The sequence below is a fragment of the Brevibacterium sediminis genome (genome assembly GCF_024895295.1).
Taxonomy (GTDB): domain Bacteria; phylum Actinomycetota; class Actinomycetes; order Actinomycetales; family Brevibacteriaceae; genus Brevibacterium; species Brevibacterium sediminis.
Map to the genome: position 1 here is coordinate 247,952 of NZ_JAHQRN010000004.1, position 13,031 is coordinate 260,982.

Annotated in this window: 14 protein-coding genes and 1 tRNA gene; 4 read left to right on the forward strand and 11 right to left on the reverse strand. The window is 65.3% G+C overall.

All coding sequences use genetic code 11. The features are described from left to right. Position 1: 1 nt before the first annotated feature. Positions 2–1,648 carry an amidohydrolase gene (locus KTJ89_RS11065; protein WP_259357765.1) on the reverse strand — a complete coding sequence of 549 codons (1,647 nt, stop codon included), beginning with the start codon at positions 1,646–1,648 and terminating at the stop codon, positions 2–4. 68 nt (positions 1,649–1,716) lie between these two features. Between KTJ89_RS11065 and KTJ89_RS11070 the strand changes: the two genes are divergently transcribed. Genes KTJ89_RS11070 through KTJ89_RS11080 form a run of 3 tightly spaced genes read left to right on the forward strand, consistent with a single transcriptional unit; the run spans position 1,717 to position 3,556 of the window. Beyond that, positions 1,717–2,412: a TetR/AcrR family transcriptional regulator C-terminal domain-containing protein gene (locus KTJ89_RS11070; RefSeq protein ID WP_259357766.1), complete on the forward strand. Its 696-nt coding sequence runs from the start codon at positions 1,717–1,719 to the stop codon at positions 2,410–2,412. Then, entirely contained in the window at positions 2,409–2,930 is a 522-nt protein-coding gene (locus KTJ89_RS11075; protein ID WP_374990269.1) for an ASCH domain-containing protein, read from the forward strand. The genes KTJ89_RS11070 and KTJ89_RS11075 overlap by 4 nt, the downstream gene beginning before the upstream one ends. Beyond that, entirely contained in the window at positions 2,927–3,556 is a 630-nt protein-coding gene (locus tag KTJ89_RS11080; protein ID WP_259357767.1) for a maleylpyruvate isomerase family mycothiol-dependent enzyme, read from the forward strand. Before KTJ89_RS11075 ends, KTJ89_RS11080 begins: the two co-directional genes overlap by 4 nt. Positions 3,557–3,629: 73 nt before the next feature. Here KTJ89_RS11080 and KTJ89_RS11085 read toward each other — a convergent pair whose 3' ends face one another. Then, positions 3,630–4,070, reverse strand: coding sequence for an anthrone oxygenase family protein (locus KTJ89_RS11085; RefSeq protein ID WP_259357768.1), 441 nt, complete (start codon positions 4,068–4,070; stop codon positions 3,630–3,632). A gap of 114 nt (positions 4,071–4,184) precedes the next feature. Here KTJ89_RS11085 and KTJ89_RS11090 point away from each other — a divergent pair, with 114 nt between their 5' ends. Continuing rightward, the gene (locus tag KTJ89_RS11090; RefSeq protein ID WP_259357769.1) at positions 4,185–4,832 is read left to right on the forward strand and encodes a MerR family transcriptional regulator; all 648 of its coding nucleotides are present in this window, start codon (positions 4,185–4,187) and stop codon (positions 4,830–4,832) included. Here the strand turns inward: KTJ89_RS11090 and KTJ89_RS11095 are convergent. From KTJ89_RS11095 to KTJ89_RS11135, 9 genes are all read right to left on the reverse strand, one after another. Further along, a complete protein-coding gene (locus tag KTJ89_RS11095) occupies positions 4,810–5,190 on the reverse strand; it encodes a DUF1330 domain-containing protein (protein WP_259357770.1) in 381 nt (126 codons plus the stop codon). The genes KTJ89_RS11090 and KTJ89_RS11095 overlap by 23 nt on opposite strands. Further along, on the reverse strand, positions 5,187–5,651 hold the full coding sequence (locus KTJ89_RS11100) for a GNAT family N-acetyltransferase (protein WP_259357771.1): 465 nt from the start codon (positions 5,649–5,651) through the stop codon (positions 5,187–5,189). Before KTJ89_RS11100 ends, KTJ89_RS11095 begins: the two co-directional genes overlap by 4 nt. Before the next feature lie 130 nt (positions 5,652–5,781). Then, a tRNA-Leu gene (locus tag KTJ89_RS11105) sits at positions 5,782–5,863 on the reverse strand. 136 nt (positions 5,864–5,999) lie between these two features. Then, positions 6,000–6,473, reverse strand: coding sequence for a thioredoxin-dependent thiol peroxidase (gene bcp / locus KTJ89_RS11110; protein WP_259357772.1), 474 nt, complete (start codon positions 6,471–6,473; stop codon positions 6,000–6,002). A 139-nt stretch (positions 6,474–6,612) separates the two neighbouring features. Next, on the reverse strand, positions 6,613–8,382 hold the full coding sequence (locus KTJ89_RS11115; protein ID WP_259357773.1) for an ATP-binding protein: 1,770 nt from the start codon (positions 8,380–8,382) through the stop codon (positions 6,613–6,615). A 3-nt stretch (positions 8,383–8,385) separates the two neighbouring features. Then, positions 8,386–10,122: a 5-oxoprolinase subunit B/C family protein gene (locus KTJ89_RS11120; RefSeq protein ID WP_259357774.1), complete on the reverse strand. Its 1,737-nt coding sequence runs from the start codon at positions 10,120–10,122 to the stop codon at positions 8,386–8,388. Then, positions 10,119–10,931, reverse strand: coding sequence for a putative hydro-lyase (locus tag KTJ89_RS11125; protein ID WP_259357775.1), 813 nt, complete (start codon positions 10,929–10,931; stop codon positions 10,119–10,121). The genes KTJ89_RS11120 and KTJ89_RS11125 overlap by 4 nt, the downstream gene beginning before the upstream one ends. Then, positions 10,928–11,713 carry a LamB/YcsF family protein gene (locus KTJ89_RS11130; protein WP_259357776.1) on the reverse strand — a complete coding sequence of 262 codons (786 nt, stop codon included), beginning with the start codon at positions 11,711–11,713 and terminating at the stop codon, positions 10,928–10,930. The genes KTJ89_RS11125 and KTJ89_RS11130 overlap by 4 nt, the downstream gene beginning before the upstream one ends. A gap of 2 nt (positions 11,714–11,715) precedes the next feature. Beyond that, positions 11,716–13,020 carry an NRAMP family divalent metal transporter gene (locus tag KTJ89_RS11135; protein WP_259357777.1) on the reverse strand — a complete coding sequence of 435 codons (1,305 nt, stop codon included), beginning with the start codon at positions 13,018–13,020 and terminating at the stop codon, positions 11,716–11,718. Between the last annotated feature and the right edge of the window lie 11 nt (positions 13,021–13,031).

Consider the following 13,031-nt stretch of genomic DNA (forward strand, 5'->3'; position numbering starts at 1 on the left):
TTCAGTCCGCTGAATGGACGGCCACGCCGCGCAGGTATGTGCGGCGAACTGGGGTGGCAGACAGTTCCTGTGGGAGCAGTGCTCGGGGATCCGAATCGAGAACGATGAAGTCGGCGCTCGCGCCCGGACGGATCGCTCCCCACTCGTCTGTTCTATGGTCTGCAAATGCTTGGTGGGCCACCGCAGTCGAGTAGGCGTCGAGAGAGCGTTCGATGTCGAGGATCTCATCGGGAGTCCACCCGCCGTCGGGCTCACCGTCATCGGTCTGTCTGCTCACGGCAACCGCGAGACCCTCGAGCGGCGCCCCTGAAGTGCAGGGCCAGTCCGAACCGAACGCAAGGTGCCCGCCGCTGTCGAGGACGCTGCGCATCCGATATTGCGCCACGGCTCGTTCTCTGCCGATCCGGGGGACGGTGAGTACTGTCATGAGGTCATCGAGCTGAGCCCACAAAGGCTGCATATTCGCGATGACGCCGAGTTCAGCAAAGCGGGACAGGTCGGCAGAGTCGATGATCTGGGCATGTGCGATCACCGGCCGTCGATCACGGGCTTCGTTGTTCCGGATTGTGTACTCGATGGCATCCAATGCTTGTCGAACGGCCGCGTCGCCGATGGCGTGGATGTGGATCTGAAAACCTGCCGCGTCGACTTCGCGAACCGCCTCTGCCAGCGAATCTCCTTCCCAGACTCGCATGCCGTGGTTGTGAAGGGAGGAGCAGTAGGGCTCGATGAGCGCACCGGTTTCGTTCTCGATGACTCCGTCGGCGAAGAACTTCACGGTCTGAGCGGTCAGGAACGGATCCGAAAGTTCCTCGATCCTTCGGCGCGCAGAAAGCATTTCGGGCAGCTGTTGCGTGAAGCGGCGGGGATCGGCGTAGAACGCGAGGTTGAATCGCAGTTTGAGCCGATCCTGCTGAGAGGCGGACGCATAGGTCTCGACATCGGCTGGCTCCACCCAAGCGTCCTGGACCCAAGTGACGCCTCGAGCCAGGTAATAGTAGGCTGCCCGATCGAGAGCGCGAAGTCGGACGGAATCGTGGTGTGGCGGACGAACGGCGTCGATCAGATCAATTGCACCCCATTCACGCAGAGTGCCCAGCGGTGAGCCGTCGTCTCGGCGAGGAATCTCGCCTATCTGCGGCTCCGGGGTTGCCGCGGTGATTCCCGCGAGTTCCAATGCTCGAGAATTGCACCACACGGTGTGGTAGTCCCAAGCGCGAAGGACGACCGGTCGGTCGGACACGGCTCTGTCAAGCCATTCGGCGTCGAAGAGGCCGTCGCGTACGAGGCTGCCGTCATATGAGGCACCAGTGATCCAGTCGTCGCCGGGATGAGCCTCGGCGTACCGTTTCACTTCAGCGATGATCTCTTCGACGCTCGTGCACGATCTCACCTGTGGGCCCTCTGCTTCCATGCCACCGAAGATCGGATGAGCATGGCCGTCGCCGAAGGACGGCATGAGGAACCCGCCGTCGAGATCGATGGACTCAAACTCTGCGCCGTCGTGGCTCGAAACTTGATCGAGGACGGCCGCCACCGCATGTGAACCAGAGGCAACGACAGTGCCATCTTGAACCACAAGGGAATCCTCAGTTTGGGCGCCGGCGCCCAACCAGATGGTGCCGTTGTGGAAGTGCTGTGTCGTCAAGACTGCCGTCCTCCTGCTCCATTGCTTGTGGCCGGCCGCACCGGCGTTTACACGAACAGTGTTCGTATGTGACTGGGAACACGATACACTGCTCGAAAGATGTAGGGAAGTGCGAAATTGAGAGCGAGCATTCTGTGAGATTGAATCAGGATCGGCTGGTTGATGCCGCGCTCGCGCTTGTCGACGACCTCGGCGAAGAGTCATTGTCGATGCGAACTCTGGCGGCTCGCGTCGACAGGCAGGTGTCCTCTCTGTACAACCATGTCTCCGGCCGAGGTGAACTCATCGAATTGATGCGCGCCCGTATTGTGGCTGGAATCGACGTTCAAGTATTTGCCGGGATTGAGGAATCGTCGGAGAGCGTGTCGTGGGACAGGGGGCTGGAACTGTGGGCCCGGTCGTATCTCAGGGCGTTTGCCGACCATCCGAATCTCATCCGGTTGCTGGCCACGACCTCGATTCGAGACCTCTCAACGTATGAAATGTATGACTCAGTGATCGGTGGACTTCGTCGAGGGGGATGGCCGCAGGGTCAGACTGTGGCGGTGATGCGGTCTGTCGAAGCCTATGTCCTCGGTTCCGCTCTGGACATCGTCGCTCCGGTCGACCTCATCACTCAAGAATCGGCCGGAGACAGATTTGCGGAGATTCGAGGTGCGCTGGATCCTCGATTCGGCGAGAACTCGTCAGCGGTGGCGTCCTTCGAGTTCGGGTTGACAAGCCTGATCCAAGGTCTGAAGCACCAGCTTGAGGCCGTGTCATGAGCCATGCGAAGAAGGTCGGCGCCGCACTCGACTCGTTCTGGGGGCGGGTCCGCGCCCGGAGCTCCGACCTGCCGGAGGCGATGCCTGAAGCATGGGCGTTCGGCGCGACTCCCGAGCATGCGGACGACCTCCTCGCTCTCGTGCTGGCTGGGACCAAGACGGGCACCGCCTCGGCGCTGTGGGACATCGAAGCCGATGACGAATCCGTACCCGAGGTGGGTGAACTGAGCATCATCCTCGACGGCCGAGGCCGGCCGAGAGCCCTCATCGAAACCACGGCGATCGACATCGTTCCGTTCTGCGAGGTGACCGCCGAGCATGCCCATGCGGAAGGGGAGGGCGACCGAACCCTGGCCGCCTGGCGCGAGATCCATGAGCGTTTTTGGCAAGAGCACGGTCGACGCGGATTCGCGCTCGAGATGCCGGTCGTCTGCGAACGCTTCCGGTTGCTGTTCGACGTAGAAGACGAGGGGTGCGTCAGCGTCTCGGGCGACGAATCACCGGGGACGAGCAGATGAACGAAGCCGAATACTGGGACCTCATCCACACGGAACGCGCGCGCCTGGCCGATCTGCTCTCCACGCTCGAACCGGAGCAGTGGGCGCTCGCCACTCTGTGTGCAGACTGGACGGTCGAGCAGGTCGTCGCCCACCTGACAGCCGCAGCCAACACCGGGAAGTGGGCCTGGATCCGCAGCATCATCCGAGCGGGATTCGACCCTGCCAAACACAACGCGCGACTGCTCACGCGCCGCCTCGGCGGCTCACCTGAGGAGACCCTTGCGAAGTTCCGCAACTCGATCCCACTGACTATCGCCCCGACCAAAGACTTCCCGGCCTTCCTCGGCGAAGTCATCGTCCACGGCCAGGACATCGCACGACCACTGGAACTCGACCTGACCCCTGGCGCCGAGGCGACCGTCGAGGTGGCCCGATACTTCGCCTCTAAGGACTTCGCAGTGAACTCGAAGACCCTGGTCAAAGGGCTGAAGCTCAGTGCTGTCGACGCCGACTTCGAATCCGGAAGCGGGCCGGAGGTGACCGGTCGTGTCCTCGACCTCGTCCTGGCTATGGCCGGTCGACCGGAATCACTGACAGAGCTGACGGGCAGCGGAGTCACCGAACTCCGGCGACGGATGAACTGAAACCTCAGCGGTCAGAGTGCTGCGACGCTTTTGCCGGGCCATCCCTGACGGCGAGATGAACGTTGACGGGTGCTCAGGCGAGTCCGACGGCTCCGACCGCCACCAGGACGAATCCGAGAAGCTGCAGTGAAGCGCGCGCGATCTGGAAGACGTCCCATCGTCTGCGCATGGCGATGAATCCCTCGGGGGCGGTCTCCTCGGTGATCCGTCCCGTCCGGATGTTGATCGGGACGTTCCCGATGATCGTCACGACCAGAGCGACGCTGAGGCTGATTGCTGCCGAAACCAACCATGCGTTGGGCTCATCGATGGCAATGATGACGGCCAGCGCTGTCGCTGCGGTCATCCCCACCGGCATCACCCGGCCGAACGTCTTCAGCAGGCCCCTCTCCATGATCAGCTGATCGTCCGTCCTCAGCTGACGGATCACCGGATGAACCAAAGCGGCCGACCCGAATTCCGCTGAGCCGACGAAGCCGGTGACGAGGACCGCAGACAAAGTCAAGGCATCCATGACCTCTCCTCTTAATAGGTAGTTATACTATCCATAATAGATAGTAGAGGTATCTGCTAGGGTCGAGCAAGACCAGTCACCGAACATTGCTGACAGTGCCGGGAGGAGATGGCGATGCAGGAATCAGCGGAGAAGTCGGGGATGAGGATGGCGGAGCTGTCACGTCGTTCGGGCCTCAGCGTGCCGACCATCAAGTACTACCTCCGCGAAGGACTGCTGCAGCCGGGACGACGGACAAGCGTGAATCAAGCCGTCTATGATCGCACTCATCTCGAGCGGCTGCGCCTCATCGGGGCGCTGACGTCGGTGGCCGGACTGCCGTTGGCGAAGGTGCGAGCCGTCGTTGATGCGGTGGACGGGCAGGCCTCGGAAGTCGAAGCGATGGGCGTCGTCCAGGACGCGCTCATCGACGAGGCCGAGACGGACGATACAGCCGCCTCGGCGATACTCGACCGCGCGATCACCGCGCGAGGGTGGCACTGCGCGAAGTCGTCACCGGCCTATCGGGCGGCTGTGAACGCGGTTGCCATGTTGACTACGGAGAACCTGACTCCGATCCTCGACCGACTCGACGCCTATGTCGAAGCCGCTGAAGACGTCGGTCGCACCGACCTCGACGCGATCGGCGACGCAGTCAGTCTGGAGGAGCGTATCCGCGGAGTCGTCCTCGGCAGCGTGCTGCGCCGACCGCTGCTCGAGGCGCTGGTCCTGCTCGCACAGCAGCACTTCGCGCAGGACCTCACTCGGTCGGAAGAAAGCTGACCGGGAACAGCTCCGTCCTGGCGATGACGCGATCGCGTTCGGCGGCCTGCTCCTGACGTCGCGGATCTGCCAGGTAGGAATCGAGCGCTTCCGTGGATTCGAACCGATAGAGCTGCACCTCGTCGGGACGCCCCTGAGCCCCGTCGCTCTTGGCACGATTGACGACGCGCCCTCCGTGCTCGGAGATGAGCGCGAGAACACCGTTCTCGTAGGCTGTCAGTGCCTCAGCCTGTCCTTCGCGCGCCCACAGCAGGCAGCACAGAAGCACCTCGCGGTCAGCACCGGCGTTCGCTGAGCTTGCCTGTTGTTCCGGCTCCACCGAGCTCGGCCTCTCCTCACTCGGCGACTCCGTGCTCACGACTCCGTCGGCTTCGCGTCGTAGGTGAGCCAGTTCGTCTTCGCTGCGACATCGTCATAGAGCACCTGAGCCTGAGCGTTGTCATCGGCGGTGATCCACCGTACCACCGAACAGCCTTCGGACGTGGCGATCATCTGCAGCCGGGAGATCAAGGCACGGCCGACACCTCGGCCGCGCGCCTCGGGATCGGTGAAGAGATCGTCGAGCCAGATGCCGACGCTGCCTGTCGAGGGACGCGAGAAACGACGATAGTCGGCGATTCCGACGATAGACCCGTCCGCCTCGGCGACGAGCCCCTGGCACTCATGGGCGGAGTCGGTCAGCCAGGACCACACTCGGGAGACGATCTCCTCGGAGGGCTCCAGTCGGTAGAACTCGCGGTAGGCGCGGAAGAGCTCCTTCCACCGGGCCTCGTCGGCAGGAGCGGTGGGGCGGATCGTCGGGGCCGGGGACGTCGTCATCGGCAGTCCTCTCACTAGGTTCGGTGCACCAATGACCACACTACGTTCTCCGCGTCTGTTTGCGTACAGAAGTGACGACAGAAAAGTCCCCGGCGCGGAAGCCTGTCGACTTCCGCGCCGGGGACCGCGGTACGCGAGAGGGGACTTGAACCCCTACGTCCGAAGACACTGGAACCTAAATCCAGCGCGTCTACCAATTCCGCCACTCGCGCTGAAGCGGCCACCCTCGCGGCCGCAACGTCCTCAAGATTAGCAGGGGCGGCCCGAGTTGTTGAAAACTCGGACCGCCCCGATGCTCACGTTGAGCACGGGCAGTTCAGCCCGCCCGACGCTCAAGTTGCAGCAGACTCAGGCAGCGTCGATGCCGAGCTCCTTGCGCACGCGGGCGACGTGCCCGGTGGCCTTGACGTTGTACTGGGCGAGTTCGACCTTGCCCTCGGCATCGACGACGACGGTTGAGCGGATGACGCCCTGGACGACCTTGCCGTAGTTCTTCTTCTCGCCGAAGGCACCCCATTCGGTCATCATCGTCTTGTCCTCATCGGAGAGGAGGTCGAAGTTGAGACCTTCCTTCTCGATGAACTGCTGCAACTTCTTCGGCTTGTCCGGGGAGATGCCGACGACGGCGATTCCGGCGGCCTTGAGTGCCGACAGTGAGTCCCGGAAGTCGCAGGCCTCAGTCGTGCAGCCCGGGGTCATAGCGGCGGGGTAGAAATACACGACGACCCGCTGACCTCGGAAGTCGCTGAGGCTGACGGACTTCCCGTCCTGGTTGACGAGGGTGAACTCCGGGGCGGTGTCGCCGACCGACAGACGTGACATGAATGCTCCTCCTGATTGGGGTGGTCTCCATGATGGACAACCATTGCTGACCACCACTCTATTCCGTTGCCGAGCCCGATGCCTCGACCGATGCACGCAGTCACCTCGACCGATCCTTTCGCCGAGGCAGCCCGCCGTCTCAGTCGACCCGTGCAATGGCCTGCCCGACCGCCACGACGTCGCCGACCGCCGCGACCTGGCGCAGCGTTCCCGCGACCGGGGCTTCGACCCGGGTCTCCATCTTCATCGCCGAGAGCACAGCGACCTCGTCACCGGCCGCCACCTGCGCGCCGTCTTCGACGAGGAAGTCCACAAGGCTGCCCGGCACAGGAGCGGTAACATCCCCGGCACTCGCCGAGGCGGCTCCACCGTTTCCGGCGCCACCGGCCTCGCCGCCCTGACCCGTGCCGCCCTGACCGGTCCCACCGACCGAGCCGAGGGCAGCGAGCAGTCCGGCGGGCAGTCCGATCGTGGTGAGCTTCCCATCGATCTCGATCGACATCCGCTGCATCTCGCCATCGGCGACCGGGGCCGGGCGGTCCTGAGTCTCGAAGCGCGGCAGCAGCTCGGCCTCGATCCACTGCGTGTGGATGCCGTCGACACCGTCGACGCCGAGACCGGTGAACGCCTCATCGGTGAGGATCGCCAGGGAGCATGGCACCACCGTGGCCGGACCCTCGACACGGAGTTCCTTTGCCGCTGTCACGGTGCGCGCGATCGCCTGCTCACGGTCGGGACCGTGGACGATGAGCTTCGCGAAGAGGGAATCGAAGGCCGGCTGTACGGTGTCACCGGCACGCACACCGGAATCCCAGCGCACGCCGAGGCCCCCGGGCACGTCGAGGACATCGATGCGTCCCGGAGTCGGCAGGAAGCCGCGGCCGGGATCCTCGGCGTTGATGCGCAGCTCGATCGCATGACCGACCGACTGCGGGGTCGACTCAAGCGACAGTTCCTGTCCGAAGGCGATGCGGAACTGTTCGGCGACGAGATCGACCCCGGAGGTCACCTCGGTGACGGGATGTTCGACCTGCAGTCGGGTGTTGACCTCGAGGAACGTCATGGTGCCATCGGCAGCGAGCAGGAACTCGACGGTGCCGGCACCGCGGTAGTCCACCTCGGCGCAGATGGCTTCGGCCGAACGGTGCAGGCGCTCACGCTGCTCATCCGTCAGTCCCGGGGCGGGTGCTTCCTCGATGAGCTTCTGATTGCGCCGCTGAGCGGAGCAGTCGCGGTCACCGACGGCCACGACCCGACCCTGACCGTCGCCGACGATCTGGACCTCGACATGGCGGGGACGCTCGAGGAACTTCTCGACGAAGCACTCGGGCCTACCGAAAGCCTCGACGGCCTCACGGGTCGCCGATTCGAAGGCACCGGCTACCTCGGACAGCTCGTGGACGATCTTCATTCCGCGTCCGCCGCCACCGTGGGCGGCTTTGATGATGATCGGCAGTCCCGCCTCGGCGGCGAAGGACTCGACCTCGGCCGCGTTCTCGAGGGGACGGTCGATGCCCGGTGCCAGGGGAGCGCCGACCTTCTGCGCGAGCTGACGGGCCGTGACCTTGTCGCCGAGGGCCGTGATCGTGTCCGCGGTCGGACCGATCCAGATGAGGCCGGCGGCTTCGACGGCGGCGGCGAAATCGGCGTTCTCGGACAGGAATCCGTACCCGGGGTGGACGGCATCGGCACCGGCGGACTTCGCTGCGGAGAGGATCGCATCGATGTTGAGGTACGTGTCACCCGCTGTCGTCCCAGGCAGAGCGAACGCTTCGTCTGCGAACCGGGCATGCATGGCGTCGGCGTCCTGATCAGCGTAGACAGCCACCGAAGTGTGCCCGTGCTGGGCGCAGGCACGGATGATGCGGACGGCGATCTCGCCGCGGTTGGCGATGAGGATTCTCGACATTGTTCAGCCTTCGTTCTCGTTGGTGCGGGATCCTGCTGCGGTGCGGGACGGCTCGGCCGGGTGGGCGTTCGACGTCGGTCGGGCAGAGGTGGTGAAGCGCAGCTTCACGCCGGGAGGCAGCTGCGCGGCGAGGTCGACATCATCGACGCTGGCGATGATCGGATAGCCGCCGGTGAGCGGATGGTCGGGTCCGAAGAGCACCGGCTGACCGTTCGGCGGAACCTGCAGGGCACCGGTGACCGCGCCTTCGCTGGGCAGCTCTCCGGTTCGGGCACGTTCGAGTGGAACCTCACCGTTCAGGCGCAGTCCGACCCGGTCGGATTCGTGGGTGACCGTCCACTCCTGTGACAGCAGAGTCTCGATCCCGGCCTCGGTGAACCAATCCTCGCGCGGTCCCAGCGTCACGCTCAGCATCACGGTCTCACCCGCCTGGGGAAGATCCCTTGGCTGCGTGGGATTGGGATCGACGAGGTGGGGCGCCGTCCGCGGATCGTGCACTCCCACCGTGGTGCCTTTGTCCACGGCGGCCGGACCGAGCCCGGCCAGGGTGTCGGCGGAGCTGCTGTCGAGAGCCGTCTCGACAGCGATTCCACCGCGCACGGCGAGGTAGCGGCGGACTCCGCGCTCGGTTGGTCCGAGCTCGAGTTCGTCCCCGTCGGCCAGGGCAAAGGCCTCGCCGAGGCGGGGCGTGAGGACCGTGCCATCGGCAGCGGTCACGGTGATCGCTCCGGTGGCCCCGGTGACAGCGGCGACGCCGTCACCCGTGGAGCGCAGGAGCACTGCGCCCCCGAAGCTCTCCAGCCCGGCCGCGGTTTCGGCATTGCCGACAAGACGGTTGGCGGTGGTCAACGCGGTGCGGTCGGCGGCACCGGCGGCGGAGACTCCCATCGAAGCGAAACCGGGGCGACCGAGATCCTGGACGAGCAGCTGCAGCCCGGGACGCAGCACCTCGAGGGAGTGGGTGGCAGCAGCCGCCGAATCGGACGCCGAATCCGCTGCTGAATCCACCGCAGAATCCGACGCCGAACTTGCCGCACCTGACGAACCTGCCGCACCTGACGAACCTGACCCCGCACTCGAGCCCGCGACCTCGACGGTCTCGCGCCCCGCCTCGGCGAATTTCACGATCGTGCCGGGTCCGAACAGGGCCGGTGGTTCCCGGTCCAGGTCCCACAGCTTCGCATCGGTGCGTCCGATGAGCTGCCAGCCGCCGGGGGAGGAGCGGGGGTAGACGCCGGTGAACTCGCCGGCCAATGCCACCGATCCCACGGGCACTCGCGTGCGTGGGGACGAGCGGCGGGGAACGTTGAAGAGTTCGTCGTCGCCGGCGAGGTAGCCGAAGCCGGGGGCGAACCCGGCGAACGCGACCTGCCAGGTTGCGGCCTGGTGGCGTTTGATCACCTCGGCGGGGGAGACAGAGAGGAGGTCAGCCACCTCGGCCAGGTCGTCCCCGTCGTAGTGGACATCGATCGTCACCTCACGGGCCGCATCCGAGGCCGACTCGGTGTGCCCGAGCCCGCGCACTGCCTCGGCGAGGATCTCGGCGTTCGTGCGTGCGGGATCAAAACTGATCAGCACTGTTCGGGCGGCGGGGATGAGTTCGGCGACGCCGGGCAGATCGGCGGCTTCAAGACTGTGGTGCAGGGCCATCGTCGTGCCCAGGTCCGCGCATTCGACGAGGAGGTGGCGCGTGGAGGCGGTGTGGAAGGTCAGGGAGTCGGCCGGAGGTGTCGAGGTCATTGGCGGTAGGTGTCTTCCGGTTCGTCAGTGATGAACATCTTCCCAGGTGAGTGGGTGATCGCGAAGGGGATTCTCGACGCCTGGATGGCTGCCTGTGGAGTGACTCCGCAGGCCCAGAAGACGGGAATGTCGCCGTCTTCGATGGCCGGAGCATCACCGAAATCCGGGGCGCCGAGGTCATCGATGCCGATCTGGGAGGGTTCGCCGATGTGGATCGGTGCACCGTGGACGGCGGGGAAGCGGTCGGTGATGCGCACTGCCTCGGCGACTTGGGAGGCCCGGATCGGGCGCATGGACACGACCATGTCTCCGCTGATCCGGCCGGCGGGACGGCAGGCCGTCGACGTGCGGTACATCGGCACGTTGCGACCGGCCTCCTGGTGGCGGATCGGGATGCCCGCTTCGGTCAGGCCGTTTTCGAAGGTGAATGAGCAGCCGATGAGGAAGGACACGAGGTCCGGATGCTGCTCCCAGACTGAAGTGGCGTCGGTGACCTCGTCGGTCAGGGCGCCGTTCTCCCAGATCCGGTATCCGGGAATGTCCGTGCGGATATCGCTGCCCGGGGCGAGTGCGGATGCCAGCTGTCCGGGTTCGAGGACGTCGACGACCGGGCACGGCTTCGGGTTGCGCTGGGTGAAGAGGAGAACGTCGAAGGCCCAGTCCGCGGGGACGGAGATGAGGTTCGCCTGGACGAGTCCCGGTGCCATCCCCGAGGTGGGACCGTCGAATCCTGCCCGGATGCGTGCGCGGGCTTCCGCACCCGCAGCCCGCATCGTGTCCATGGTCTTTGTCGGGGCGGCGGCACTCATAGTCCGGCTCCGGCGAAGGCGGCGATCGTGACGCCTTCGGATTCGAGGAGATCTCGGGCGGCCCGAGCCATGTCGATGGATCCCTGGCTGTCGCCGTGGAAGCAGATGGACTGCGCGTCGACGTCGACGAGGGTGCCGTCGACGGCTTCGACCTGCCCGGTCTGGACGAGGCGCAGGACGCGGGCGGCCACGGCCTCTGGGTCGTGGAGGACAGCGTTCGGCTCCGACCGGGAGACCAGGGAGCCGTCGGGGTTGTAGGACCGGTCGGCGAAGGCCTCGGCGGCGACGGTCAGCCCGGCTTCGGCGGCGACGCGGTTGGCCACGCTGCCGGCGAGTCCGAGGAAGACCAACGAGTCGTCGATGGCTGTGATCGCGTCGACGACGACCCTCGCCTGCGCCTCATCGTGGACGATCGCGTTGTAGAGACCGCCGTGGGGTTTGACGTAGGAGACGGTTCCGCCGACGGCTGTGGTCAGGCCGATGAGCGCGCCGATCTGGTATTCGACTTGGGCCTGCAGAGTGGCGGCGGGCACGTCGAGGGCGCGGCGGCCGAAGCCCTCGTAGTCGTCGTATCCGGGGTGGGCCCCGATGACGACACCTTCCTTCGTGGCGGCGTCGACGGTGGCGCGGATGCCTTCCGGGTTGCCGGCATGGAACCCGCAGGAGACGTTGGCGCTGGTGACGAGGCCGAGCATGGCGGCATCGTCGCTGACGACACGGTCGGGGACGTTCTCCCCGAGGTCAGAGTTGAGGTCGATTCTCAGTTCGCTGTTGACAGACAATGTCACCCTCCGATTCCGATCATGGCGAAGATGGGGCCGATGGACTGTGTGGCCGTGTACCACGTGACCAGTGTTGCCGCGGTGCCGATGATGAGCAACCACTTCGGGTACGAATCAGCGCGCAGCAGGCGCGGCCTGAACCAGCCGATGTACATAAAGATCGTCAGACCGATCGGCAGGATAAGCCCGTTGAAGCCGCCGACGAAGACGAGCAGTGTGGCAGGTGCCGTGCCGAGGACGAGGTAGACGACGAGCGAGACGACGATGAAGGACACCGTCGCCAGCTGCAGCGGCCAGCCGCCTTCGAGGCGTTTGGAGAACGCCGAGAGGAACGTCGCCGAGGTGTAGGCGGCGCCGATGACCGAGCTCAGAGCCGCGGCCCAGAAGATCGCGCCGAAGATGCGCATTCCCGCATCGCCGAGGACTGCGGCGAAGGCCTGACCGGCGGGGTTGGCCACGCTCGAGTCGAGGTCGAGAGCGACGCCGGAGGCGACGACGCCGAGGATGGCGAGGAAGAGGACGTAGCGCATGACACCGGTGACGAGGATCCCCGACAGAGCCGAGCGCATGACAGAACCGGCATTCTCCGGGCCGGTCTTGCCCGAGTCGAGATAGCGGTGGGCACCGGAGTAGGTGATGTAGCCGCCGACGGTGCCGCCGACGATCGTCGTCACGGTGGCGAAGTTGATGGTGTCGGGCACGAACGACTGTTTGATCGCCTCACCGACCGGCGGGTTCGAGACGATGGCGACGACACAGGTGAGGATGATCATTCCGACGCCGAGGACGAGGACGACGGCGTCGACGACCTTTCCGGCGCGTTTGAACAGGAAGATGCCGATCGCCAGGACGCCGGTGAGCAGTCCGCCGAGCTTCGGGTCGATGCCCAGCAGCGCATTGAGGCCGAGGCCGCCACCGGCGATATTGCCGATGTTGAAGGCCAGTCCGCCGACGACGATCAGGACGGACAGGAGGATGCCCGAACCCGGCACGGCCGAGGAGGCCAGCTGGGCTGCGCGTTTGCCCGAGGAGGTCACCATCCGCCAGATATTGAGCTGGATGGCGATGTCGATGAGGATCGACGCGAAGATCGCGAAGGCGAAGGCCGCACCCATCTGAGCCGTGAATGTGGCTGTCTGGGTGATGAAGCCTGGACCGATCGCCGAGGTGGCCATGAGGAAGATGGCGCCGATGATCGCGCTGCGGCTGATCTTGGATCCGATTTCGCTCTTGGCATTGTCAAGGCCCGAGGCGGCCCCATCCGTAGAAGAGGATTCCGGCGGTTGGGATTCCGGTGCGTGTGACATGGGAGTCTCCG